Source organism: Kribbella sp. VKM Ac-2566 (assembly GCF_004366005.1).
Lineage (GTDB): Bacteria > Actinomycetota > Actinomycetes > Propionibacteriales > Kribbellaceae > Kribbella > Kribbella pratensis.
The window spans coordinates 376,107-396,807 of sequence record NZ_SODT01000010.1 but is presented as its reverse complement, the minus strand read 5'-3'; the positions used below and the strand labels follow the sequence as shown (position 1 = coordinate 396,807).

General features: G+C 67.8%; 21 protein-coding genes. 12 read left to right on the top strand and 9 right to left on the bottom strand.

The features are described 5' to 3' along the window. Positions 1-7: 7 nt before the first annotated feature. Positions 8-946 (top strand): ornithine cyclodeaminase family protein, encoded by a 939-nt coding sequence (locus EV647_RS20305; protein ID WP_134005144.1) that lies wholly within the window; start codon positions 8-10, stop codon positions 944-946. Here EV647_RS20305 and EV647_RS20300 read toward each other — a convergent pair. Beyond that, positions 929-1,927, bottom strand: a complete 999-nt coding sequence (locus tag EV647_RS20300; RefSeq protein ID WP_134005142.1) for a hypothetical protein — start codon at positions 1,925-1,927, stop codon at positions 929-931. The two genes, EV647_RS20305 and EV647_RS20300, sit on opposite strands and share 18 nt — an antisense overlap. 593 nt (positions 1,928-2,520) lie before the next feature. Between EV647_RS20300 and EV647_RS20295 the strand changes: the two genes are divergently transcribed. Both EV647_RS20295 and EV647_RS20290 read left to right on the top strand, forming a co-directional pair. Further along, entirely contained in the window at positions 2,521-2,997 is a 477-nt protein-coding gene (locus EV647_RS20295) for a ribonuclease H (RefSeq protein ID WP_370343548.1), read from the top strand. 615 nt (positions 2,998-3,612) lie between these two features. Then, positions 3,613-7,839: a BTAD domain-containing putative transcriptional regulator gene (locus tag EV647_RS20290; RefSeq protein WP_166680390.1), complete on the top strand. Its 4,227-nt coding sequence runs from the start codon at positions 3,613-3,615 to the stop codon at positions 7,837-7,839. 19 nt (positions 7,840-7,858) lie between these two features. On the opposite strand, the gene EV647_RS20285 is transcribed toward EV647_RS20290, so the two are convergent. Together EV647_RS20285 and EV647_RS20280 are read right to left on the bottom strand one after the other, a co-directional pair. After that, positions 7,859-8,500 carry a response regulator gene (locus EV647_RS20285; RefSeq protein ID WP_370343546.1) on the bottom strand — a complete coding sequence of 214 codons (642 nt, stop codon included), beginning with the start codon at positions 8,498-8,500 and terminating at the stop codon, positions 7,859-7,861. A 17-nt stretch (positions 8,501-8,517) separates the two neighbouring features. Then, positions 8,518-9,684, bottom strand: coding sequence for a sensor histidine kinase (locus EV647_RS20280; RefSeq protein WP_166680389.1), 1,167 nt, complete (start codon positions 9,682-9,684; stop codon positions 8,518-8,520). 151 nt (positions 9,685-9,835) lie between these two features. Here EV647_RS20280 and EV647_RS20275 point away from each other — a divergent pair, with 151 nt between their 5' ends. Both EV647_RS20275 and EV647_RS20270 read left to right on the top strand, forming a co-directional pair. After that, entirely contained in the window at positions 9,836-10,735 is a 900-nt protein-coding gene (locus tag EV647_RS20275; protein ID WP_134005133.1) for an ABC transporter ATP-binding protein, read from the top strand. Beyond that, on the top strand, positions 10,732-11,526 hold the full coding sequence (locus EV647_RS20270; protein WP_134005131.1) for an ABC transporter permease: 795 nt from the start codon (positions 10,732-10,734) through the stop codon (positions 11,524-11,526). The genes EV647_RS20275 and EV647_RS20270 overlap by 4 nt, the downstream gene beginning before the upstream one ends. A gap of 2 nt (positions 11,527-11,528) precedes the next feature. On the opposite strand, the gene EV647_RS20265 is transcribed toward EV647_RS20270, so the two are convergent. The 3 genes from EV647_RS20265 to EV647_RS20255 all read right to left on the bottom strand — a co-directional run bounded on the left by EV647_RS20265 (position 11,529) and on the right by EV647_RS20255 (position 14,092). Then, the gene (locus EV647_RS20265) at positions 11,529-12,131 is read right to left on the bottom strand and encodes a TetR/AcrR family transcriptional regulator (RefSeq protein WP_134005129.1); all 603 of its coding nucleotides are present in this window, start codon (positions 12,129-12,131) and stop codon (positions 11,529-11,531) included. Between the two features lie 92 nt (positions 12,132-12,223). Beyond that, complete coding sequence (locus EV647_RS20260; RefSeq protein ID WP_134005127.1) at positions 12,224-13,069, bottom strand: alpha/beta fold hydrolase; 846 nt, start codon at positions 13,067-13,069, stop codon at positions 12,224-12,226. A gap of 27 nt (positions 13,070-13,096) precedes the next feature. Next, positions 13,097-14,092 carry an NADP-dependent oxidoreductase gene (locus tag EV647_RS20255; RefSeq protein ID WP_134005125.1) on the bottom strand — a complete coding sequence of 332 codons (996 nt, stop codon included), beginning with the start codon at positions 14,090-14,092 and terminating at the stop codon, positions 13,097-13,099. A 154-nt stretch (positions 14,093-14,246) separates the two neighbouring features. Here EV647_RS20255 and EV647_RS20250 point away from each other — a divergent pair, with 154 nt between their 5' ends. Continuing rightward, positions 14,247-15,056, top strand: a complete 810-nt coding sequence (locus EV647_RS20250; RefSeq protein WP_134005123.1) for an aldo/keto reductase — start codon at positions 14,247-14,249, stop codon at positions 15,054-15,056. 84 nt (positions 15,057-15,140) lie between these two features. Then, positions 15,141-15,887, top strand: coding sequence for a polysaccharide deacetylase family protein (locus EV647_RS20245; protein WP_134005121.1), 747 nt, complete (start codon positions 15,141-15,143; stop codon positions 15,885-15,887). Between the two features lie 25 nt (positions 15,888-15,912). Here EV647_RS20245 and EV647_RS42105 read toward each other — a convergent pair whose 3' ends face one another. After that, the gene (locus EV647_RS42105) at positions 15,913-16,062 is read right to left on the bottom strand and encodes a hypothetical protein (RefSeq protein ID WP_166680388.1); all 150 of its coding nucleotides are present in this window, start codon (positions 16,060-16,062) and stop codon (positions 15,913-15,915) included. A 49-nt stretch (positions 16,063-16,111) separates the two neighbouring features. Beyond that, positions 16,112-16,297, bottom strand: a complete 186-nt coding sequence (locus EV647_RS20240) for a hypothetical protein (protein WP_134005120.1) — start codon at positions 16,295-16,297, stop codon at positions 16,112-16,114. 88 nt (positions 16,298-16,385) lie between these two features. On the opposite strand from EV647_RS20240, the gene EV647_RS20235 reads away from it, so the two are divergent. Both EV647_RS20235 and EV647_RS20230 read left to right on the top strand, forming a co-directional pair. After that, positions 16,386-16,715 carry a helix-turn-helix transcriptional regulator gene (locus EV647_RS20235; RefSeq protein ID WP_134005118.1) on the top strand — a complete coding sequence of 110 codons (330 nt, stop codon included), beginning with the start codon at positions 16,386-16,388 and terminating at the stop codon, positions 16,713-16,715. Positions 16,716-16,765: 50 nt separating this feature from the next. Next, complete coding sequence (locus tag EV647_RS20230; protein WP_134005116.1) at positions 16,766-17,053, top strand: hypothetical protein; 288 nt, start codon at positions 16,766-16,768, stop codon at positions 17,051-17,053. Between the two features lie 4 nt (positions 17,054-17,057). On the opposite strand, the gene ppk2 is transcribed toward EV647_RS20230, so the two are convergent. After that, on the bottom strand, positions 17,058-17,861 hold the full coding sequence (gene ppk2, locus EV647_RS20225) for a polyphosphate kinase 2 (protein WP_134005114.1): 804 nt from the start codon (positions 17,859-17,861) through the stop codon (positions 17,058-17,060). 155 nt (positions 17,862-18,016) lie between these two features. Here ppk2 and EV647_RS20220 point away from each other — a divergent pair, with 155 nt between their 5' ends. From EV647_RS20220 to EV647_RS20210, 3 genes are read left to right on the top strand one after another with little or no spacing between them, the layout of a single operon-like run. After that, the gene (locus EV647_RS20220; RefSeq protein ID WP_134005112.1) at positions 18,017-18,571 is read left to right on the top strand and encodes a hypothetical protein; all 555 of its coding nucleotides are present in this window, start codon (positions 18,017-18,019) and stop codon (positions 18,569-18,571) included. A 42-nt stretch (positions 18,572-18,613) separates the two neighbouring features. Then, entirely contained in the window at positions 18,614-19,600 is a 987-nt protein-coding gene (locus tag EV647_RS20215; protein ID WP_134005110.1) for an oxidoreductase, read from the top strand. Next, positions 19,590-20,672, top strand: a complete 1,083-nt coding sequence (locus tag EV647_RS20210) for a Gfo/Idh/MocA family protein (protein WP_166680387.1) — start codon at positions 19,590-19,592, stop codon at positions 20,670-20,672. Before EV647_RS20215 ends, EV647_RS20210 begins: the two co-directional genes overlap by 11 nt. Positions 20,673-20,701 lie beyond the last annotated feature (29 nt).

The following is a 20,701-nucleotide window of genomic DNA, read 5'->3' as shown; positions in this document are numbered from 1 at the left end:
GAGATCCATGCCGGACAGCATCAGGTTCATCGACAAGGCGGCCCTCGAGCGCACGCTCGGCTGGACGCAGGCGATCGACGCACTCGATGCCGCGCTGATCACCGGGACTGGGAACACGCCGCCGCGGACGTTCGTGGAGGTGTCCGGCGGCCAGCTCATCCTGATGCCTGGCGAGGTCGGACCGCACGTCGGCGTGAAAGTTGTGTCGATCAGCCCCGGCAATGCCGCCCGTGGCCTGCCCCGGATCCAGGGTGTCCACATCGCCTTCGACGGGCCGACGCTGCGGCCGGTCGCCGTCATCGACGCCGAGTCGCTCACGTTGCGACGTACGGCGAGTCTCTCGGCGCTCGCCGTACGTCGGCTGGCGACCACGGACTCGAACTCGTTGCTGGTGTTCGGGACGGGGCCGCAGGCGTTGAGCCATGCCCTGGCGATCAACGCGGTCCGTCCGCTGGACCAGGTCGTCGTCGTGGGCCGCCGGGCCGAGGCGGTTACCGCGCTCGTCGGCTCGCTCGAAGCGCAGGGCCTCCCGGCTCGGCCCGGGGTCCCCGACGATGTCGCGGACGTCGACCTGGTCGCCTGCTGTACGACGGCGACCGAGCCGCTGTTCGACTCCGAGCTGCTCCGGCCGGAAGCGACCGTGGTCGCCGTCGGGTCGCACGAACCAGCCGTCCGGGAGGTCGACACGAACCTCCTCCGCCGCGCCACCGTCGTGGTCGAGTCACGCGCCTCAGCGCTGAGCCAGGCCGGCGACATCATCCTCGCCATCGCGGACGGCGTACCCGAGACCGACGCGATCACAGCCGACCTCCACGAACTCGCCACCGGCCGCCTCGACATCACAGCCGGCGCACCCCGCCTCTTCAAAAGCGTCGGCGAAGCCTGGTGCGACGTAGTAACCGCCACCGCCGCCCTCCAAGCCATCTCGTCAGACGACATGCGATAGACCGCCTGCTTCGCTGTCGAGGCGGCGCAGAGTTTCCGAGAAGCGGCCGCGGGCCTGGAGTTGCGCGGTGCCGGTGCGGTAGTCGGTGACCTGTTGCCATTCGTTGCCGGTCACGTAGTACACGTGCGGACTCACAGGTCCCGGCGAGTCGGCGAAGAAGCAATTGGCGAGTCTGAGGAGCATTCCGAAGGCGCTGACCACCGTCTGATCTCGCACCACGTGAATGAGCAGCATGTCCCGGGCCGGCATGGCCACGAGGCAGCCGTACGGAGGGTTCTCGATGCGCAGGGATTCGCGCAGCACGGTGTCGAGAACCAGCGCCCGGGACGCGGTGAACATGCCGCCGGTGAGCATGGCAACCTCGGCGCCGTCGCCACCCGGGTCTTGCACCAGCTCGACGTTGTCCTCGAGACGGCGCAGGTTCGCCAGACCCATCCGGGTGATCTCCTCCCACGGCACACCCAGAGAGTCGAGGTCGAAATGCATTGCGACCGCGCGCCCCGTGCAGGTCGCCGGCGCGATGAGTACACCTGGCACGAACTCCGGCACCCGGTCGGTCCAACCTCGATCGATCGTGGCTGCGCAGACCAGCCGAAGGTGGAGCTCGTTCTCCAGGTCTTCCGGGACCATCGGCCGTTCGCCCGGAGGAAGCATCTGGTCGAAATGCGCAGCCACCGCCGATCGCCATTGCTGTCGTGGCAACCCGCTGACGGTGCGCGCGAGATTCGCGAGCCCGGCAGACGGAGTGTCGCCCACCGGACTGTCGTCGTCTCCGGCCGCTACCAGTGCGCCGGCGCCGTCGTACCGCATCGAAAACCCGCGTTCCGCGACCGCGGCCTCGGCCAGACGGACCAACCGCTCGGCCTGCGGCATGGTCAGCGGAGTCAGCACCGGGTGCCGCTGATCCATGTCCAGGCCGTTGTGTCGCCTGCTGCCTCCACGGTCGCTCCGGCCGCCGTCTCTGTCCTTGCGAGCACTCATCGAGCACCTCCTTTGCCCCAAGAACATATGGACTTTCGGGCATTCGAACGGCCGGTCTTCGCAATCTGTGGATAACCGGCTCTTGTGATGCATGCGTGGCTGGCTTGGGCTTATCCGGCGGCTGCTCGAGCGACGTGATGCAGGCACTGGTGTCCGTCGAGTCGTGGATTTCGGCGGCCTGCTGGTCGGCCTCGGCCGGGTCGGGGGTGGAGTGGGGAGTTCTGCTGGTCGATCCGGGTACGCTGCTCTCCCCGCTCGGGGCCAGCCGCCCCGATCGAAGTGGGGAGGCTCGTGTACTGGATCCGGCGGGTAATCCTCCCCGGTCCGTAGCTCAGGCTGTGATGGGCTCCGTCGACAGCAGGCAACTGATTCCTGCGTTGGCCGGGTTGCTCCCTGGTGTGGAGGGATGCCCCCTCGGATTTTCGGTGGGCAACCCTGCAGTTGAGGGGGCAACCTCCGGTTTGAGGCGTGGTCGGGGTTGGCCGGCTGGTCACCGACGGGATTGACAGCCGGCCCACTCCCTTAACCGAACGGCGTTGCCCCTGGGAGCGGCTGTACGTCGGAGTGCGTCAGGGGGATAGGGTTTCGCTCTGATGTCTCCTAGGCGTACTCGTCGTCCTCGTCCGGCTGATATGACCGTCCCCGTCGGGGCGCGCACCGTGTTCACCGATGGTGCCTGCTCGCGCAATCCTGGGCCGGGAGGTTGGGCCTGGGCATTGTCGAAGACCGTGCATGCCTCCGGCCACGAGGCGGTTTCCACGAACCAGCGCATGGAGATCCGGGCCGCGCTCGAGGCCGTGCGGGCGAACGAGGGTCCGCTCCTGGTCGTTTCGGACTCGACGTACGTCGTCAACTGCTTCCGCGACGGCTGGCACACCGGCTGGCTCGAGCGCGGCTGGCTCACCTCGGCAAGGAAGCCGGTCGCCAATCAGGACCTGTGGGAGCCCTTGGTCGAATTGGTGACCCAGCGCGGGGATGTCGCCTTCCAGTGGGTCAAGGGCCACTCCGGCCACGAAATGAACGACTTCGTAGACGCCCTCGCCGTCGCAGCCTGCTTCCCACAGCACTGACCCGGCCGGACGCCCAGTCGTTGGTGCGAGCTTCACCCTGTGGGTTGGGTGATGTTGTCGCGTCGTCGTTGTACGACCAAGGTGGTGCCGAGCGCGGCTCCGCCGAGTGCGATGCCACCCATAGCCCCGAGCGCGATTGAGGTGGCGTCAAGGCCGGGGGTCGACCGGGCGCCTGTCGCAGGGGCCTGGTCGGCGTACTCCGGATAGCCAGTGCGTTCATCGGGCCAATCGTCGGGCACGAGGTTCGTGGGCGACGGGTCTCCGTATCCGGGATAACCGGACCCTTCGTCCGGCCAACCGTCCTGGGACTGAGCGGGCTGGCGCGTGCTGTCGGGTTCCCGAGGACTTGCTGAAGCTTCGAGCGTGCCGAGCGTGCCGGCCGCAAACGCAACTGCGAGTACCGCGAATGCTGAGGTTCTGTGATTCCTGATTCCCTCGGACATGTTCCGTTCTCCTGTCCTCGCATCTGGCGGGGCCGCCAGTGCTGGTGGTCCTGGTACGCCGGATGCTCGGTGCTCCCGTTCTCGCTCGGGCCGGTATCACGGCGGCTCGGCCCGGTATCACGGCGGTATCGCGGCTGTTGACGCGCTGCCAGGCGAGGTCGACAGTCGAGAGGTGGGTATCGACGTGCTCGGCCCGCTCTCGATCGAGGGGGATCAGAAGACACTCGGACGACGTGACCGCGTCGTGGTTGCCGCTCTGGCGGTGCACCCTGGTGAGGTCGTCAGCGCCGAGCGACTGGCCGACGCCTTGTGGGGGGAGGTATTGCCGGCGTCGTGGCCGAAGGTGGTCCAGGGGTGCGTGATGCGCCTGCGCAAGGTCCTCGGCCCTCACGCGATCGAGACGGTGCCGCTCGGCTACCGGCTCGCCGTACCGCTCGACGAGATCGATGCGCAGCGTTTCGATCGCGCCGTTGCTCGCGCCAGGGACCTGCTGGCGGCCGGCGAACCGGAACGGTCCGCGCTGGTGCTCGCCGATGCGTTGACCTTGTGGCGGGGTCCGCCGCTGACGGAGCTGGACAGCTGGGACACGGCCCGGATCGAGGCGTCGCGACTTATCGAGCTGCGGCACGCCGCCGAGGAGCTGTACGTCGAGGCGGCTCTGCGATCGGGCCGGCACGACAACGTGCTGGCCAAGGCGCAGGCGCTGGTCGCGGAGGAACCACTGCGCGAACGTCGCTGGATCCTGCTGGCGACCGCGCAGTACCAGTCCGGCCGCCAGAGTGAGGCGTTGCGAACGATCCGCCGACTGCGCACCGTGCTGAATCGCGACCTCGGCCTGGACCCCAACCCCGCCATCGACGCCCTGGAGCAGGCGATCCTCCAGCAGGACCCGTCGCTGGTGGCGGAGAGTGTCCTGCCGGAGCCGAGCCCGGTCTGCCCCTATCCGGGACTGAAGCCGTACGACGTGGACGACGCGGACGGCTTCTTCGGACGCGACGCCGACATCGCCGCCTGTCTCCACAAGCTGTCCGAAGAGTCCGTCGTGGCCGTCGTCGGACCGTCCGGCTGCGGTAAGTCCTCCTTGGTGCGGGCCGGGGTCGCGGCAGCGTTGCAACGCGACGGCTTGCGGGTCGTGGTGATGACCCCGGGACTGCATCCACTGGCTGCGATGGCTGCCGCGTTGCCTGGTGCGGGTTCTTCGCCAGTGCTGCTCGTTGATCAGTGCGAAGAGGTCTTCTCGCTGTGCCAGGACGCCGATGAGCGCGCCCGCTTCCTGACCGCACTCAGCGCGCACCGGGCAGCGGCGCCGGTGATCATGTCGATGCGTGCCGATCGGCTCGCCGACGTCTCCTCGCACCCGGGTTTCGCCCGGATCGTCGAGCGAGGGCTCCACCTGTTGCCCGGCATGACGCCGCCTGACCTACGGGCAGCGATCGAAGAGCCCGCTCGGCTGGCATCGCTGGTGATCGAACCGGGACTGGTTGATCTGCTGACCAACGAGGTGGCCGACCAGCCGGGCGCGCTCCCGCTGATGTCGCACGCCCTGCGCGAGACCTGGCAGCGCCGCGAAGGACGCACACTCAGCGTCGCCGGCTACAACGCCTCCGGTGGGATCCGTGGCGCCGTCGCTCAGTCCGCCGAAGAAGTCCACGAGCGGATCCCGGCGGACCAACGCCAGGTCCTGCGCGACCTGTTCCTGCGCCTGGTCGCGCCCGGTCCGGACGGCGACCCGGTCCGCAGCCGCTTGCCGCGCAGGGTCGTCGTGGTCCGTCCCGAGGACAACGTGATGATCGACAGGCTGGTGGCCGCACGTCTGGTCACCAGCGACGCCGGGGTGGTCGAGCTCGCCCACGAATCGCTCGTCCGCGCCTGGCCGCGACTGCGCGGGTGGCTCGAGGAAGATGTGGAAGGCCGGCGCATCCTGCACCACCTCGCCGGTGCCGCCGACGCCTGGAACAACCTGGGCCGACCCGGGAGCGAGCTATACCGCGGCGTCCGCCTCGCCAAGGCATTGGACTGGCAAGACCGTACGACGCCGACTCTGACTCTGGCCGAGGAAGAGTTCCTTGCCGCAAGCAAGCGATTGTCGGAGACGGAACTGCACAAGGCCGAGAGCCAAGCTCGCCTGCAACTCAGGATCAACCGACGACTCCGCGCCGCCCTCGTCGCGGGCGCGTTTCTGCTGGTCGGCGCGCTGACCGCGGGGCTGGTCGCCGTCCGTCAGGCAGACCGCGCAGAACAGGCCGCAACGAGTGAACTGGCCCGCCAGGTCGGCGCTCGCGCGCTGCTGACCGAGGACATCAGCCAGTCGCTCCTGCTCGCGACCCAGGGCGTCCGCCTCAACGACTCGCCGGAGACACGAGCCAACCTGGTGGCCGCGATGAACGCGCGCCCGCTCCTGGTTCGGTCTGCGCCCGCCCCGCTGGGCCTGATCGACTTCCTTGAGGTCTCTCCCGATGGACACCGGATCGTTTCCGGCGACAACAACGTGACGATCCACCTGTACGACGCGCGATCAGGGGATGTTCTGCACTCGTACAGCTTTGGTCCAGTGGTGGCGGACGAGCACGCAGATATCTTCACCAAAGCGAGGTTCAGTCCGGACGGCCGCTTGGTCGCGGCGCTTGCTGGGAGTGCTGAGGAAACACTTGATCCTCGATGGCCACTCGTTCTGTTGAGCGCCCAAACTTTGGAGCCCGTGACGCCACAGCCCATTCTTCCGCAGATGGACGAGCTGCGCTTCGACAGCCTGACCTTCAGTGCGGACGGTCGCTACCTTGCTGCCGGCGTTTATGGAGCGTCCTACTACTCCGACGCATTCGGTCTGGTCTGGGATCTCCGCGCACTTGGTCGGCCACCGCACAAGGTGCCGCTTACCACTGCCTCCCAAAGCGTCGTTCTCAGCCCGGACGGCCACACAATCTACGGCCAATGGCCGCTTACCGCCTACGACGTAGCCACCGGCAAGCGGCTGTGGCAACGGCCAGATCTCCTTGGTGGGCCGTACTTCGACACCGCTATCGGTCCCCCCACCGCGGCCCTCACCAAGCGTGGCGACCTGCTGGCATTTCAGCATCCTGGCCCCGATCGGAGCGACAGGACGACGACGACCTTGGTGAACGCGCGTACGGGGAAGACCCTCAGGGTGCTGCGTAGCCAGACCGATCCACCTCGCGACATGGCATTCTCCGGCGACGGCAAGCTGCTGGCTACGGCTCAGTCCGGCGGAGAGGTTGTCATCTGGGAGGTCGCCAGTGGCGTCCCACGCCTTCGTCTCAAGACGACCGAAGCGTCGTGGGCCGTCGCCTTCAGCCCGGACGCGCGGAGGCTGTATACCGGCGGGGACGACGGCATCCTGCGTATCTACGATCTCGGCGGGCAGCGGCCGTACCTTCGCTCGACGCAGGCCGTTCCGCCGCGCCAGTACCTCCACGTCCTTGCCTCCGACAACGGACAGAAAACCGCCTACCTGTGGCGAGATGGCAAGTCGTCCTGGGTGCGGATCGCCGATGCGACCACGGGCACGATGACGACACCCACCCGTCTCGACATCGAACTGCAGCCAGTCTCACGGACACCGGCGGCGTGGCACCCGAACGGACAGGAGTTGATCGTCCACGACCTCGAGACGATCAAGATCATCGACGCCCGGACCGGCAAGATCCGCAAGGAACAGGACATCCCCGTGTCCGCGGTCGGTTACATCGACCATGGCAAGCGCATCGTTACCAGCAAGACGGAGGGCACCGCCTACTTCGACCCGGAGCTGTCACCCTTGGGGGCGACGTACACCTTCACCACAGACTGCTGCGTGGCGTCGTCGAAGGACGGTGAGACGGCGGCGCTTTTCAAGGACGACAACGGAGTCTCCAGGGAGAACTGGCGAATCGTCCGAGCGGCGACCGGCGCGGACATTCGGGGCGGAGGTCTTCCCGTTCGCCTCAACTCCACCACGTACTCGCCCGACGGGCGACTGATCGCAGTCACCGGAGCCGACGGCGCGGTACTCACCATCGACACCCGGTCGGGCGAGGTCAAACGCGCAGCGGCGACCGGACACACCGACGAAGGCATCAGCATCCGCTTCTCACCAGATGGCACACGCATCGTGTCCGGAGCCGCGGATGGCACCGTCAGCCTGTGGGACGCCCACACCCTCGACCTCCTCGGTACTGTCGCCGCCTCCACCGAAGGCAAGCCAGTCGCAGTTCACGCGACTTTCACGGGTGGTGGCAGCGATATAGTCACGATCGCGGCGTACGACGGCAAGACATACCAATGGGACACGCGCATCAACCAGACCATCGCCCACGCCTGCGCCATGGCCGGCCGCAACCTGACCGCCGCCGAATGGGCACAGGCGTTCGGCAACCGTCCCTACGAGAAGACGTGTCCGTGAGCGGCGCGTCCGCACTCGGTCAGGTGAGGCCTGCGTCGTGGATGCGGTTGGCGATCTGGACGCGGTTGGTGGCTTGGAGTTTGACCATGATGCGCGAGACGTGCGCTTTGACGGTGGCCATGCTCAGGTAGAGCTCTTCGGCGATCTGTGCGTTGACCTTGCCTTGGCCGACCGCGATGGCTACTTCGCGTTCGCGGGAGGTGAGTGTGCCGGCCAGTGATCGAGCATCGAGGACGTGTTGGGCTTCTGGCTCATCCGCGCCGAGGCGGGCGATCAGTTGGGCGGTCACGGTGGGGGAGAGCATGTGTTCGCCGGCGGCGACCTTGTGTACCGCCTCGACGATGGCCGCCGGCGGGGTGTGTTTGAGGAGGAAGCCGCTGGCCCCGCCGCGAAGGGCGCGCAGTACGTAGTCGTCGGCGTCGAAGGTCGTCAGCACGATCACTTTGGGCGGTGCGGGCCGGCCCATCAGCTGAGCGAGAGCCTCGAGCCCGTCGAGTCGCGGCATACGGATGTCCATCAGGACGACGTCGGGCGTGACCCGCGCGATGAGGTCGAGCCCGGTCTGACCGTCGTCCGCCTCGCCGGCCAGTTCGATCGTCGTGTCGTCGCGCAGGATCATGGCGAGTGCCGCGCGCACGAGCGCGTCGTCGTCGATGATCACCACACGGACGGCGGTGCTCATGCCGGCCACGGCAACCAGGCGCGGACCACGAAGTGCCCGTCCACTTTCAGGTGCTCGAGGCAGCCGCCGATCAGCTCGGCGCGTTCGGTCAGTCCGAGCAGGCCGAGACCGGATCCGGGCGTCAAGCTCACGGCGGAGCCGAGCCGCAGCGGGTTGCGTACCTCGAGCACCAGTTGCCCGCCCCGGTGGCCGCTGAGGGTGACGTCGACTGCGGTGTCCGGTGCGTGTTTGCGGGCGTTCGTCAGACTCTCCTGGATCATCCGGTAGGCCCCGCGCCCGATCGCCTCGGGCGGTTCCGCCAGGTTGTCGACCCGGTTGTGCAACCGGACCTTCGTGCCTGATCCGATCGCCTCCTGGACCAGTGCCGGAAGGTCGGCCAGCGTCGGTTGCGGACGCTCCGGTGGTGCGTCGGTCTCGAGGGTTCGCAGTACGCCGAGGATCGCGTGCAGGTCCTGCAGCGCGAGGTGGGCGCTCTTGCGGGTGGTTGCGGCTGCCTCGGCCACCTCGGCATCGCTCAGATTTCGGCAGTACTCCAGTGCACCCGCATGCAAGGCCACCAGCGACAGGCGATGCGCCAGGGCGTCGTGCATTTCGCGGGCGATCCTTGCCCGCTCGGTGACCTGCGCCTGCTCGACTCGCAGGCCCTGCTCGCGTTCGGCACGATCCGCTCGCTCTCGCAGCGTGGACAGCAGGTCGCGGCGAGCACCGACGTACATGCCGGGGGCGATCACGGCACTCACGAAGACGACCGTGAACAACAGCGAGAAGAGCAGCGAGTCCTCCGCGCCGGGATGGGTTTCGAAGAAGACGACCGACGCGGCGAAGCCCACGACCGCGACCGGTACGATCTCGCGCCAGCGCCGGCGCGTCGCCAGGGACACCGTGGTGACGACGACAGCCCCCGACGCGGCCGTGGAGAAGGATCCGAAGATGTTGACGATCATGGCAACGAGGAACGGGTTGGTACGTCGCCGGCGCATCAGGACCACGCTGACTACTCCGAGCAGCAGGTCGATGGCCCAGAGCGCACCGATCTGTCCGGCGTACGTGTTGTAGTAGCTCGTGATCCAGAAGCCGGCGCCGGTGACGATGGCGAAGAGGTAGCGCCACGTCGACTGCCAGTGGCTCAGCGGAGGTGGTGGCGCGGCTTGGATGGCGTCCACCTTGCTCACGGTACGGGAGGTCTGCCGTTCCGGGCAGAGACCACGGTTCGGCCGGACCCCTACCGTGGTCTGTTCAGCTCTGTCCCGTGGTTCGAGGTCATGGCATTGCGGCTGATGTGCCGGGCCCGTGCGGGGGCCCAGGCTCGACCACATGATCACAGTCGAAGAACTCAGTAAGCGGTACGGAGCGCACCAATCCGTGGACCGCGTGTCCTTCCGGGCGCAGCCCGGATCCGTCACCGGCTTCCTCGGTCCCAACGGGGCAGGCAAGTCGACCACGATGCGCATGATGACGGGGCTCACCCCGCCGTCGGCGGGTCGCAGCACCATCCTCGGCGTCCCGTACGCCGAACTTCCCAACCCGGGGCGGCACGTCGGGGTCCTCCTGGACGCGTCCGCGCAGCACACCGGGCGGACCGGGCGCGAGATCCTTCGCCTCGGCGCCATCGTCATGGGCCTTCGCCCCCAACGGGTCGACGAGATGCTCGAGATCGTCGGGCTGTCCGCCGACGAGGGCAACCGCCGGGTCGGCAACTACTCGCTCGGCATGCGGCAACGTCTCGGCATCGCGCACGCGCTGCTCGGCGACCCGCAGGTGCTGATCCTGGACGAGCCGGCCAACGGGCTCGACCCCGCCGGCATCCATTGGATGCGCGGGCTGCTGAGAGGCTTCGCGGACCAGGGCGGAACCGTCCTGCTGTCCTCACATCTCCTGCACGAGATCGAGGTCATCGCCGACCACCTGGTCGTCATCGGTCGCGGCGTCATCGTTGCTGATGGCAACAAGGCCGACCTGCTGAACGCCGCGGGCACGCTCGTCCGCGGCCTGGACCCGGATGCGCTGGCGCGCTGCCTCGACGCCGCCGGGTTCGTGTACCAGCTCGAGCCCGACGGCGCGTACGTCGTGGATGCCCCCCGCGAGCAGATCGCCGCGGCCGCCGCACGGCATGGCGTGGCCGTCACCGAGCTGCGAGGCGCGGACGGTTCCGGACTCGAGGAAATGTTCTTGCAGCTCACCGCCGACGACGCACGAGAGAAGGTCATCGCATGACCACCGCGACCCACCACATCGAACTGTCACCGGATCCGAGAGTGGCATCCGTACCGTTCAGCCGCCTGCTGCGGGCCGAACTGCGCAAACTGGTCGACACCCGGGCCGGCTTCTGGCTGCTCACCGCGATCGGTCTCATCACGGTCGCCGTGATCGTCGTGTTCCTGTTCGTCGCCGATCCGGACCAGCTGACCTTCATGAACCTCGTCGGTGCGACGGCGACCCCGCAGAGCATCTTGCTCCCGGTGCTCGGCATCCTCGCGGTCACCGCCGAGTGGAGCCAGCGCACCGGCCTGGTCACCTTCACCCTCGAGCCCAGCCGGATCCGGATCGCCGTCGCGAAACTGGTCGCTGTGGTCCTGGTCGGCCTGCTCGCGGTGGTCGTAGCACTCGGTGTGGCAGCCTTGAGCAACCTCGCCGGGATGGCGTTCATGGACGGCGCCGGTAGCTGGAACATTGGCGCCGCCAACGTCCGCGACTTCTTCGCCGTACAACTGATCGGCATCGTTCAGGGCTTCGCCTTCGGCATGTTGCTGATGAACACCGCCGCCGCCATCGTGCTCTACTACGTGATCCCGATCGCCTGGACGGTGCTCTTCTCGATGGTCGGCAGCCTCGAGAAGGTCGCGCCCTGGCTCGACGTCAACACCGCCATGGCGCCGGCCTTCGACCAGCGGACGTTCCAGGCCGGCGACTGGGCCCACATCGCAGTCTCCGGCGCCATCTGGGTACTCCTGCCACTCGCCCTCGGCCTCGTGCGGCTCCTCCGCCGCGAGGTCAAGTCAGCCTGACATCACCTCGGCAGCAGAACCTGGACCTGGGTTTTGATCTCCTGGACGACGTCGTCGACCGGCTTGGCGATGTTGATCGTTGCCGCCATGCTGACGAACATGATCGCGGACACGATGTGGGCGAGCGTTGCGGCGTCGGCGGCGCTGCTGCGCCCGTCTCGCTGGAGCACGTCGGCGATCGCCTGCTCGGTCTGGACGGTCAGGCCGAGGGCGGTGCGGTGGTGGGGCTCCTCGGGGTCGCCGAAGACGATCTCGCGGAGGTAGGTCCGCCCGTTGTCGATCTGCTTGCGGTTGCATTCCACGACCGGGCGGACGATCGCCATCACCGCGTCGAGTACGTCGGGGATGCTCCCGGCAGCCGACGTACCTTCGGCGAGCGCGTCGGCGTACGACGAGTTCTGCACGAGCAGGAGGAGTTCGCCCTTGGTCTTGGCGTAGAGGAAGAGCGTGCCGGCGCCGATGTCGGCCTTGTCGGCGATCTCCTGGGTGGTGACCTCGTCGACTCCGCGCTCGGCGAAGAGCTCCCGGGCGGCGGCGGTGATGCGGTCGAGCTTCTCCTGCTTGTTCCGCTCGCGCCGTCCGACTCGTTGGGAGGCGAGTGGCATGGCTGCCTTCCTTATCTGCTGCGTGGGCTCCGGCTGCGTGGACTCGAATGTGCCGGCGCTCATTCTTCCACGGGAGCAAGAGCAGCTCCTGGTCAGCGGGCGAGGAACTCGACGGCGACGGGGGCGAATTGCTCGTGGTACTGGAAGATGCCGCCGTGGCCGGAGTCGGGGTAGATGACCAGTTCCGAGTCCTTGATACGCCGGTGCAGGTCCTCCGACAGCACCGAGGGCACCATGCGGTCGTTGTCGCCGTTGGCGATCAGGGTGGGCTGGGTGATCGTGGACAGGTCGGCCGGGGCGGAGCGTCCCCACTTCTTGATCGCCTTCAGCTGCGTCTGGAACGCCTTGACCTTCATCTCCGCGTCGCGGTCGGCAGTGCGCTCCTTGAGCCGGTTGACGAACGCGCGGGCGGCGGGCTTGCCGGTGGCGTTGCGGTTGAAGAACAGGAACTCCTTGGGGTCCGAGCGGGTCAGAGTCGCTCGGAGGATGTCGTAGTACGTGATGCCGGCGACCTTGTCGATGTCCTTGCCGCCCGCGGGGCCGGTGCCGGTGAGGACGAGCTTGCGGACGAGGTCGGGGTGTTTCACCACGAGGGCCTGGGCGATCATGCCGCCGAGGGAGAAGGAGAAGATGTCGATCTTGTCGAGGCCGAGCGCCTTGACGAAGGTGTAGGCGTCGTCGGCCATGGCCTCGATGCTGTCGGGAACGCGGCCGGTGGAGGCGCCGACGCCACGGTTGTCGAAGGCGATGACGTGGTGCTCCGCGGCGATCGGGTCGATGATCCGGGGATCCCAGTTGTCGAGGGTGGCGGCGAGGTGGACGAAGAAGACGACAGGGATGCCGCCCTTCGGCCCGAGCTCGCGGTAGGCGTAGGTGACGCCGCCGGCGTCGACCGTGCGGGTCGGCGCGTCCTTGTAGGCGGTGATGACGGTACTCATGATGGTTCTCCTGGTTCGTAGGGTTTGTCAGGGCAGGCTGATGACGGCTTTGCCGCGGATGCCGCCCTTGTGCAGGGAGTGCACGGCCTGCACGGTCTGGTCGAAGTCGAAGACCTGTCCGACGACGGGGCGCAGTACGCCGCTGTCGACGAGGGCCGTGATCTGGCGAAGCTGGTCGCCGCTGGCGCGCATGAAGAGGAACTCGTACGTCACGCCGAGGCGCCGTGCCTGGCGCCGGATGCGGCTGCTGAGCGCTGCCATCGCCAGCCGCAGTACCGGGTTCGCGCCGACCTCGCGGCCGAACGCCGCATCAGGCGGTCCTGCGATCCCGATCGCCTTGCCGCCGGGGCGTAGCACGCGGAGCGACTTCTCGAGGTTCTTGCCGCCGAGGCTGTCCAGCACCAGGTCGTACCCTTCGACGAGCTGTTCGAAGTCCTGGCTGCGGTAGTCGATGACGAGGTCCGCCCCGAGCTCGCGCACGAAGTCGGCGTTGCCGGCGCTCACCGTGGTGGCGACCGTTGCGCCGAGGTACTTGGCGAGCTGGATCGCGATGGTCCCGACTCCGCCGGAGCCGGCGTGGATCAGGACCCGTTGACCCGGCTGCAGGTTGCCCCGCTCGACGAGTGCCTGCCATGCGGTCAGAGCCACCAGTGGTAGCGAGGCGGCTTCCTCGAGGCTGACCGATGCGGGCTTGAGCGCCAGGTCGGCCTCGGCGACCGCGATCCGATCGGCGAACGTTCCGATGCGGTCCTTGCCGGGCCGGGCGTAGACCTCGTCGCCCGGCCTGAATCCCCGCACCTTCGCACCGACGCCGAGCACCGTTCCGGCGACGTCGTTACCGAGGATCAGCGGCAGCTTGTACGGGAGGATCTGCCTGAACTCGCCCGCCCGGATCTTCTCGTCGAGCATGTTGAGCCCGGCGGCCCGGACCTGCACGAGTACGTCGTGCTCTCCGACCACGGGCTCGGGGACGTCCGCTTGCTGAACCGGCCCCTTGTACTGCTTCACGACGAACGCGCGCACGGCGACTTCCTTCTAGTTCCGACGACTTGCTCAGATCGAATAACCTGAGTTTCCTCAATAATGAGTGCACTCAGTTAAATTGTCAAGCGAGCCTCGAAAGACAAGACAGACCCCCCGGCGAGTGGACGTGTAGCGTCGTCGGCGGGAGGCGTTGATGAAGGAACTTGTCGGGCGGGTGGCCCTCGGCGTTGCCGGGTTCTCGTTCGCGCCCAGGGATCGCTCCGCCGATCTCGCGACGATCCGGGCCGGAATCGCTGCGGGTACGGCGATCCTCGACACCGCGCGTGCATACGCGCGCGTCGACGCGCCGTTGTACGGCGAGGAGCTGGCCGCCGAGGCAGCTCGGGGTACGGGCGTGATCGTCGGGACCAAAGGTGGTCATTCGCGAACCGGCGAGTCCACCTGGGACGCCGACATCAGCGCGCGCCGGATCCGGTCCGACGTCGAGACGAGCCTTCGGGTGTTCGGGCGCGAGCGACTCGATCTCTACTACCTCCATCGCGTCGATCTCGCCGAACAGCCTGTGGAAGAGGGCGTTTCGGCTCTCGCGGAGCTGCGCGACGAAGGCAAGGTGGCCCGGGTCGGTCTGTCGAACGTCAGCGTCGCCGACCTCGAGCGGGCGGCCGCGGTCGCGCGTGTCGACGCCGTACAGAATCACCACAGCGCCATCGGACGCGAGTCGCTCGACGTGCTTGCGTGGTGCGAGGCCAACGAGGTCCCGTTCTTCGCCTACTCGCCCCTTCGGCCCGCGTCCGCGGCTCCGTCGCCACATCTCGCCGCGCTCGCCGACGAACGTGGCGTCTCGCTGCAACGCCTGTACCTACGTGCCCTGCTGGCGTCGTCGCCCGTGCTGTCCGTCGTTTCCGGCGCGACCCGACCGGAAACTGTCCTCGACTCCCTCGCCGCAGAATCCGAGCCGTGGGACGAGCCCCTGGCAACGGCCTACGCCGACGACCTCACCTGACCTCCGCGAACCGAACTTTCCGGTGGGCGGCAGCGTCGATGGTGGTGACCAGGACGATGTCGGTGCGGAGATTCGGGGGACGGGATGGGGAGCAGGTTCGGGTTGCCGATCGGGCTCGCGCTTGGTGCGGCAGTGGCGATGGCTTGCCTGCACACCGCATTCGCGAGTGAGGGCCGGCCGGCCAACGCATCCGAGACGGCACCGCGTGCCGCTGCGACCACTCCTGTGAAACCGGCAGCGTCACCTTCGGCGACGCCCTCCCACGCGCCGTCCGCCGGGCCGGTGAAGCAGGCGGGCGGGAAGGTCGTCTACCTGACGTTCGATGACGGCCCGGACCCGCACTGGACGCCCGAGGTGCTCGCCGTACTTCAGGCGCACAACGCGCACGGCACGTTCTTCATGCTCGCCGAACACGCGAACGAGCACCCCGACCTGGTCGACCAGGTCCGCTCAGCCGGCAACACTATCGGGAATCACTCGGTGTCCCACCCGCAGTTGCCCAAGCTCTCGCCTGCCCAGTTGCACCACCAGATCGCCGACGGCGTCCGCTCGAAGTGCTTCCGCCCGCCGTACGGCGCGACGAACGCCGCGGTCCGTGCCGAGATCCGGCGCAACGGCATGCAGCAGGTCTTGTGGGACGTCGATCCGCAGGACTGGGCGCGACCGGGTACGTCGACGATCGTGCGGCGCGCGCTGGCCGGCGCGCACCCCGGCGCGATCATCCTCATGCACGACGGTGGCGGGAACCGAGCCCAGACGGTCGCCGCCCTGGACCAGGTCCTGACGACCCTGTCGGCCCGCGGCTACACCTTCGCCACCCTGTCCTGCTGACGTCCGTATCCTGCCGCGGTGTGACTCAGGTTGGTCGAGGTTGCTCGTCCTCGGGGAGCGGGCGAATATGCACCCGCGATCCGGAGGCCGCGGCCTGGCGGACGAGTTCGGTGACGCCGGCGGCGTCCGTCACGGTCCGGGTGGGTGCGGCGCGGTCGGGCAAGGTGTAGGTCACTTCGTAGAGAGCGGCGGTCTCCAATGTCCCCCCAGACGGTGTCGGTCGTTCAGGCGTGCTGTCCGGTGCCCTCCGGCGGAACGGTGATGCCGTTCTCGAGAGCTTGGCGCAGGAGGCTGTCGAGTTCTCCGGAGTAGATGCGCTCGGCGTCGAGGTCTCCGGTGTCCTGGGCAGCGTGGAGTTGTTCCCGGGCGGAGGTGATCCGCTGGTGCAGTTCCGCGGTGAACGTGTCCATGGTGGACCTACCTTATGCACGAGTTGCAGAATTCTTCAATTCGTGATCGCATGAATTTGCAAGGTAGGGAGCGAGTGGAGGGCGGAGGATGACGACACCGTTGCACCAGTTGAAGGCGGAGTTCTTCAAGACACTGGGGCATCCGGCGCGTATCCGGCTGCTGGAGCTGTTGAGCGAACGCGAGATGGCGGTCAGCGAGCTCCTGCCGGAGATCGGCCTCGAGGCGTCGAACCTGTCCCAGCAGTTGGCCGTGCTGCGCCGCGCGGGCCTGGTGACGGCCCGTCGCGAGGGTTCGCAGGTGTACTACGCGTTGACCAGTCCGCAGGTGGCCGAATTGCTCGCGGTGGCCAGGCGCATCCTGACGTCGGTTCTGTCGGACCAGGTCGAGCTGCTGGACGGCCTGCGTGCGGACCGGTGACCTCGAACATGTCTGACCTTCATCAACCTCTCCGACGCAGGGAACGACCTATGAAGCGGCGCCAGCCCCGCCCGATGAAGATCGAGACCGTCCAGAAATGGGTCGCCTCGGTCATCCTGTTCCACGTCGGCAGCGTCCCGACGGTGTCGCTCGCCGTCTACAGCATCGGCTTCGCCGACACCGAGCGCGGCCGCGGGATCGGCCTGTGGCTCATGTCAGGCGTGATCGGCCTGCTGACAGTCGCCGGCATGCGCCTCATCCACCAGCGCACCCCCTTCTCGCCCTGGTTGGCCCTCGGCATCCTCCCCACCGCCGTCACCGGTTTCTACATCTTCTGACCTCTCAGTTGCGGAGTTGGGCGGCGTGGTCGGGGACTTGGGTTTGCATGTCGCGGGGTGGGCGTTCGTAGCCTTTGGAGGGTGGGCGGGGTGGGAGCTCGAGGGGCGGTCGCTGGACCTCGTGGTAGGGGACGGTCGACAGCAGGTGGGCGATCATGTTGATCCGGGCGGAGCGTTTGTCCTCGCTCTCGACGACGTACCAGGGCGCCTCGGGGATGTCGGTGTGGACGAACATCTCGTCCTTCGCGCGGGAGTAGTCCTCCCAACGGGTGATCGACTCCAGGTCCATCGGTGAGAGTTTCCAGCGGCGCATCGGGTCCTCGACACGGCTGCGGAAGCGGTGCTCCTGTTCGCTGTCGCTGACCGAGAACCAGTATTTGCGCAGCAGTACGCCGTCCTCGACGAGCAGCCGTTCGAAGATCGGGCACTGGTGCAGGAACCGTGCGTACTCCTGGTTGGTGCAGAATCCCATCACGCGTTCGACGCCGGCGCGGTTGTACCAGCTGCGGTCGAACAGGACGATCTCGCCGGCCGCCGGCAGGTGTTCGACGTACCGCTGGAAGTACCACTGCGTCCGCTGGCGCTCGGTCGGTGCGGGCAGGGCGGCGATCCGGGCGACGCGGGGATTGAGGTACTCCGTGACGCGTTTGATCGTGCTGCCCTTGCCGGCTGCGTCACGGCCCTCGAAGATCACCACGACCCGGGCCTTCTCGACCCGTACCCATTCCTGCAGCTTGACCAGCTCGGCCTGCAGCCGCAACAGCTCGCGCTCGTACCGCTTCTTCGGCAATCGCTTCGTAGCGCCCATCCCAGAACGATGCCGCATCCGCCGCCAAGAACACAGCGGTCACGCCGCAGACGGGTCTTTCGCCTCTCTCACTGAGGTGACAACGACTCTGCCCGGCAGGACGACGGGAGCAGACGATCGAGGTGTCAGAAGGTCAAGGGAAGGGAAGATACATCATGACCACCACGCTGCACCGGCGCGATCTCCAGACTCCTGCGACGGAACCCGTTCGCCATCCGATCATCACCACTGCGGCCGGCCGTGCGCTCGCCGTACTGCGGGTTGTTGTCGGGCTGTCGTTCTTGTGGGCGTTCGTCGACAAGGTCTTCGGTTTCGGTTACGCGACTCCGTCGGGTAAGGGCTGGATCGACGGCGGCGACCCGACGGCCGGGTTCCTCGGCAAGGGAACCAGTGGCCCGTTGGCGGACTTCTATCAGTCGCTGGTTGGTGACTGGTGGGTCAGCCCGTTGTTCATGATCGGTCTGGCCGGTATCGGTGTGGCGTTGACGCTGGGCATCGGGATGCGGATCGCGGCCGTCAGTGGCGCGTTGCTGTATCTGCTGATGTGGTCGGCGAATCTGCCGCCGGAGAACAACCCGGTGCTGGACGACCACATCGTCGGCGCTGTCACGGTCGTTGTCCTGGCGCTGGTTGCGGCGGGCAACGTGTGGGGCTTCGGCAAGTGGTGGAGCAGCCTCGACTTCGTCCGCAAGTACCCCTGGCTGCGGTGACCTCGATGGGAACCAAGCCGGTCAGGGCTAGCATGCTGGGTCATGGGAGCTTGGTCCGACGCTGACATCAACGACCAGGGCGGGCGCACCGTAGTGATCACTGGCGCGAACTCGGGCCTGGGCCTGCGCGCCGCGACGGTGCTCGCGGCCAAGGGTGCCCGGGTGATTCTCGCCTGCCGCTCCCGGGAGCGCGGTGAGCGCGCCGCGGCGGCGGTCGGCGGCGAACTCGTCCTGCTGGACCTCGCCGACCTGGATTCGGTGCGAAAGGCCGCGGCGGACATCCGGGACCGTACGGGCGACCGCGTCGACCTGCTGATCGACAACGCGGGCATCCCGGCCGGCCGGTTCCGGCGTACGGTCGATGGACACGAGTCGATCTTCGCCACCAACTATCTGGGACACGCCGCGCTGACGTGGCTGCTGATGCCGGCACTGCGTGCCGGCGAGTCGGCCCGCGTCGTCACCGTGTCGAGCATCGCCCACCGCGGCAAGGGGTTCGACATCGAGGACCCCGGGTTCGAGCACCGGCGGTTCCGGATGGGTCAGGCCTACGCACAGTCCAAGCTCGCCGGGCTGATGTTCGCGCTGGAACTGCAAGAACGCCTGTCGGCACAGGGATCTCAAGTACTCAGCGTCGCCGCGCACCCCGGGTTCACCGGCACCGAACTCGCTGCGGCGGGCGCCCGCAACCAAGGGCTCGGCGCTTTCGCGCGACCGCTCAACGCGCTGACGAAAGCACTGTCCCAGTCCGTGCCCGAGGGCACCCTGCCGGTGCTGTACGCAGCGACCGCACCCGACGTGCAGGGCGGCGACTACTACGGGCCGCAGAGGTTCGGCGAGTTCTTCGGTGGGGTGGGCCCGGCCCGGATCGATCCACGGGCACAGGATCAGAGGCTGCGTGCGCGCCTGTGGGAGCGCACCGCGGAACTGACCGGCGTCCCCCCGGATCCCGCCTACGACCATCCCGCTGGCGCAACGGATGACCCGCCTCAAGCGCTGGGCGGGAGGCGCCGGTCCGATGAGTGTTGACGTGATCGTCGTCGGCCTCGGTTTCGGCGCCGCGTTCGTCCCGATCTACCAGGCGCACCCCGACGTCGGCCGGGTCGCGGTCGTCGATGCCGATCCCACCCGTACCGCGTCTGTCGCGGACCGGCTCGGGATCACGGTGCGCTTCGCGTCGCTCGAGGACGCGCTGTCCGCTCCCGGGTGGGACGCCGTACACCTGCTGACGCCGGTGCGGTTCCATGCCGCGCAGGTCCAGGAGGTGCTGAGGTCCGGGCGGCACTGTGCGTCGGCGGTGCCGATGGCAACCACCCTGGAGGACCTCGATGCGCTGATCGCGGCGCAGGACGATGCCCGGCGCAACTACATGATGATGGAGACCGCGGTCTACTCCCGCGAGTACTTCCACGCCAAGGAGTTGCTGGAGACCGGGAAGCTCGGCCGGCTCACGTATTTCAAGGGCGACCACCTGCAGAACCTCGACGGGTTTCCGGAGTACTGGCTGGGTTACCCGCCGATGCACTACGTCACGCACGCCCTCTCGCCCGCATTGGCGCTGGCGAACACGCGGGTCGAGTCGGTGCGCTGCCTGGGCTCCAGCCGGCTGACGCCTGATCACATCGGCGTTGCGGGGGAGGGGTTCGGGACCGAGGCCGGGCTGTTCAAGCTGGCGGGTGACGACTTGGTCGCCAACGTCACGATGTCGTTCTTCCAGCTCGGCCGCAGCTATCTCGAGGGTTTCTCGGTGTACGGCGACGAGGGCGCGCTGGAGTGGCCGCAGCTCGAGGGCGGGCCGATGAAGCAGTTCAAACTCGAGCCGCTCGCGGACGGTCGCCGTGGACGTCCAGTGACGGAGGTCGACGTACGACCCGGCGGAGCGCCGGAGTTGCTGCCCGAGGCACTCAGGCCGTTCACCGACGGCGGTCACGGCGGATCGCACCCGCACCTTGTCCACGAGTTCGTGTCGAGCATTGTCGAGGCCCGGACTCCGCGGGTCGACGCCCGGACCGCCGCGACCTGGACGGCACCCGGGATCTGCGCCCATCAATCGGCCCTGCGGGGCGGCGCGGAGGTCCAGGTACCGGACTACGGGGAATGATGGGGTGGGGGTCAGGGCACCGGGAAAGG

Coding starts and splice junctions, on each gene's coding strand:
- EV647_RS20305 (WP_134005144.1), top strand. CDS start 8: ATGCCGGACAGCATCAGGTTCATCGACAAGGCGGCCCTCGAGCGCACG.
- EV647_RS20300 (WP_134005142.1), bottom strand. CDS start 1,927: ATGAGTGCTCGCAAGGACAGAGACGGCGGCCGGAGCGACCGTGGAGGC.
- EV647_RS20295 (WP_370343548.1), top strand. CDS start 2,521: ATGTCTCCTAGGCGTACTCGTCGTCCTCGTCCGGCTGATATGACCGTC.
- EV647_RS20275 (WP_134005133.1), top strand. CDS start 9,836: ATGATCACAGTCGAAGAACTCAGTAAGCGGTACGGAGCGCACCAATCC.
- EV647_RS20270 (WP_134005131.1), top strand. CDS start 10,732: ATGACCACCGCGACCCACCACATCGAACTGTCACCGGATCCGAGAGTG.
- EV647_RS20265 (WP_134005129.1), bottom strand. CDS start 12,131: ATGCCACTCGCCTCCCAACGAGTCGGACGGCGCGAGCGGAACAAGCAG.
- EV647_RS20260 (WP_134005127.1), bottom strand. CDS start 13,069: ATGAGTACCGTCATCACCGCCTACAAGGACGCGCCGACCCGCACGGTC.
- EV647_RS20250 (WP_134005123.1), top strand. CDS start 14,247: ATGAAGGAACTTGTCGGGCGGGTGGCCCTCGGCGTTGCCGGGTTCTCG.
- EV647_RS20245 (WP_134005121.1), top strand. CDS start 15,141: ATGGGGAGCAGGTTCGGGTTGCCGATCGGGCTCGCGCTTGGTGCGGCA.
- EV647_RS20240 (WP_134005120.1), bottom strand. CDS start 16,297: ATGGACACGTTCACCGCGGAACTGCACCAGCGGATCACCTCCGCCCGG.
- EV647_RS20235 (WP_134005118.1), top strand. CDS start 16,386: ATGACGACACCGTTGCACCAGTTGAAGGCGGAGTTCTTCAAGACACTG.
- EV647_RS20230 (WP_134005116.1), top strand. CDS start 16,766: ATGAAGCGGCGCCAGCCCCGCCCGATGAAGATCGAGACCGTCCAGAAA.
- ppk2 (WP_134005114.1), bottom strand. CDS start 17,861: ATGGGCGCTACGAAGCGATTGCCGAAGAAGCGGTACGAGCGCGAGCTG.
- EV647_RS20220 (WP_134005112.1), top strand. CDS start 18,017: ATGACCACCACGCTGCACCGGCGCGATCTCCAGACTCCTGCGACGGAA.
- EV647_RS20215 (WP_134005110.1), top strand. CDS start 18,614: ATGGGAGCTTGGTCCGACGCTGACATCAACGACCAGGGCGGGCGCACC.
- EV647_RS20210 (WP_166680387.1), top strand. CDS start 19,590: ATGAGTGTTGACGTGATCGTCGTCGGCCTCGGTTTCGGCGCCGCGTTC.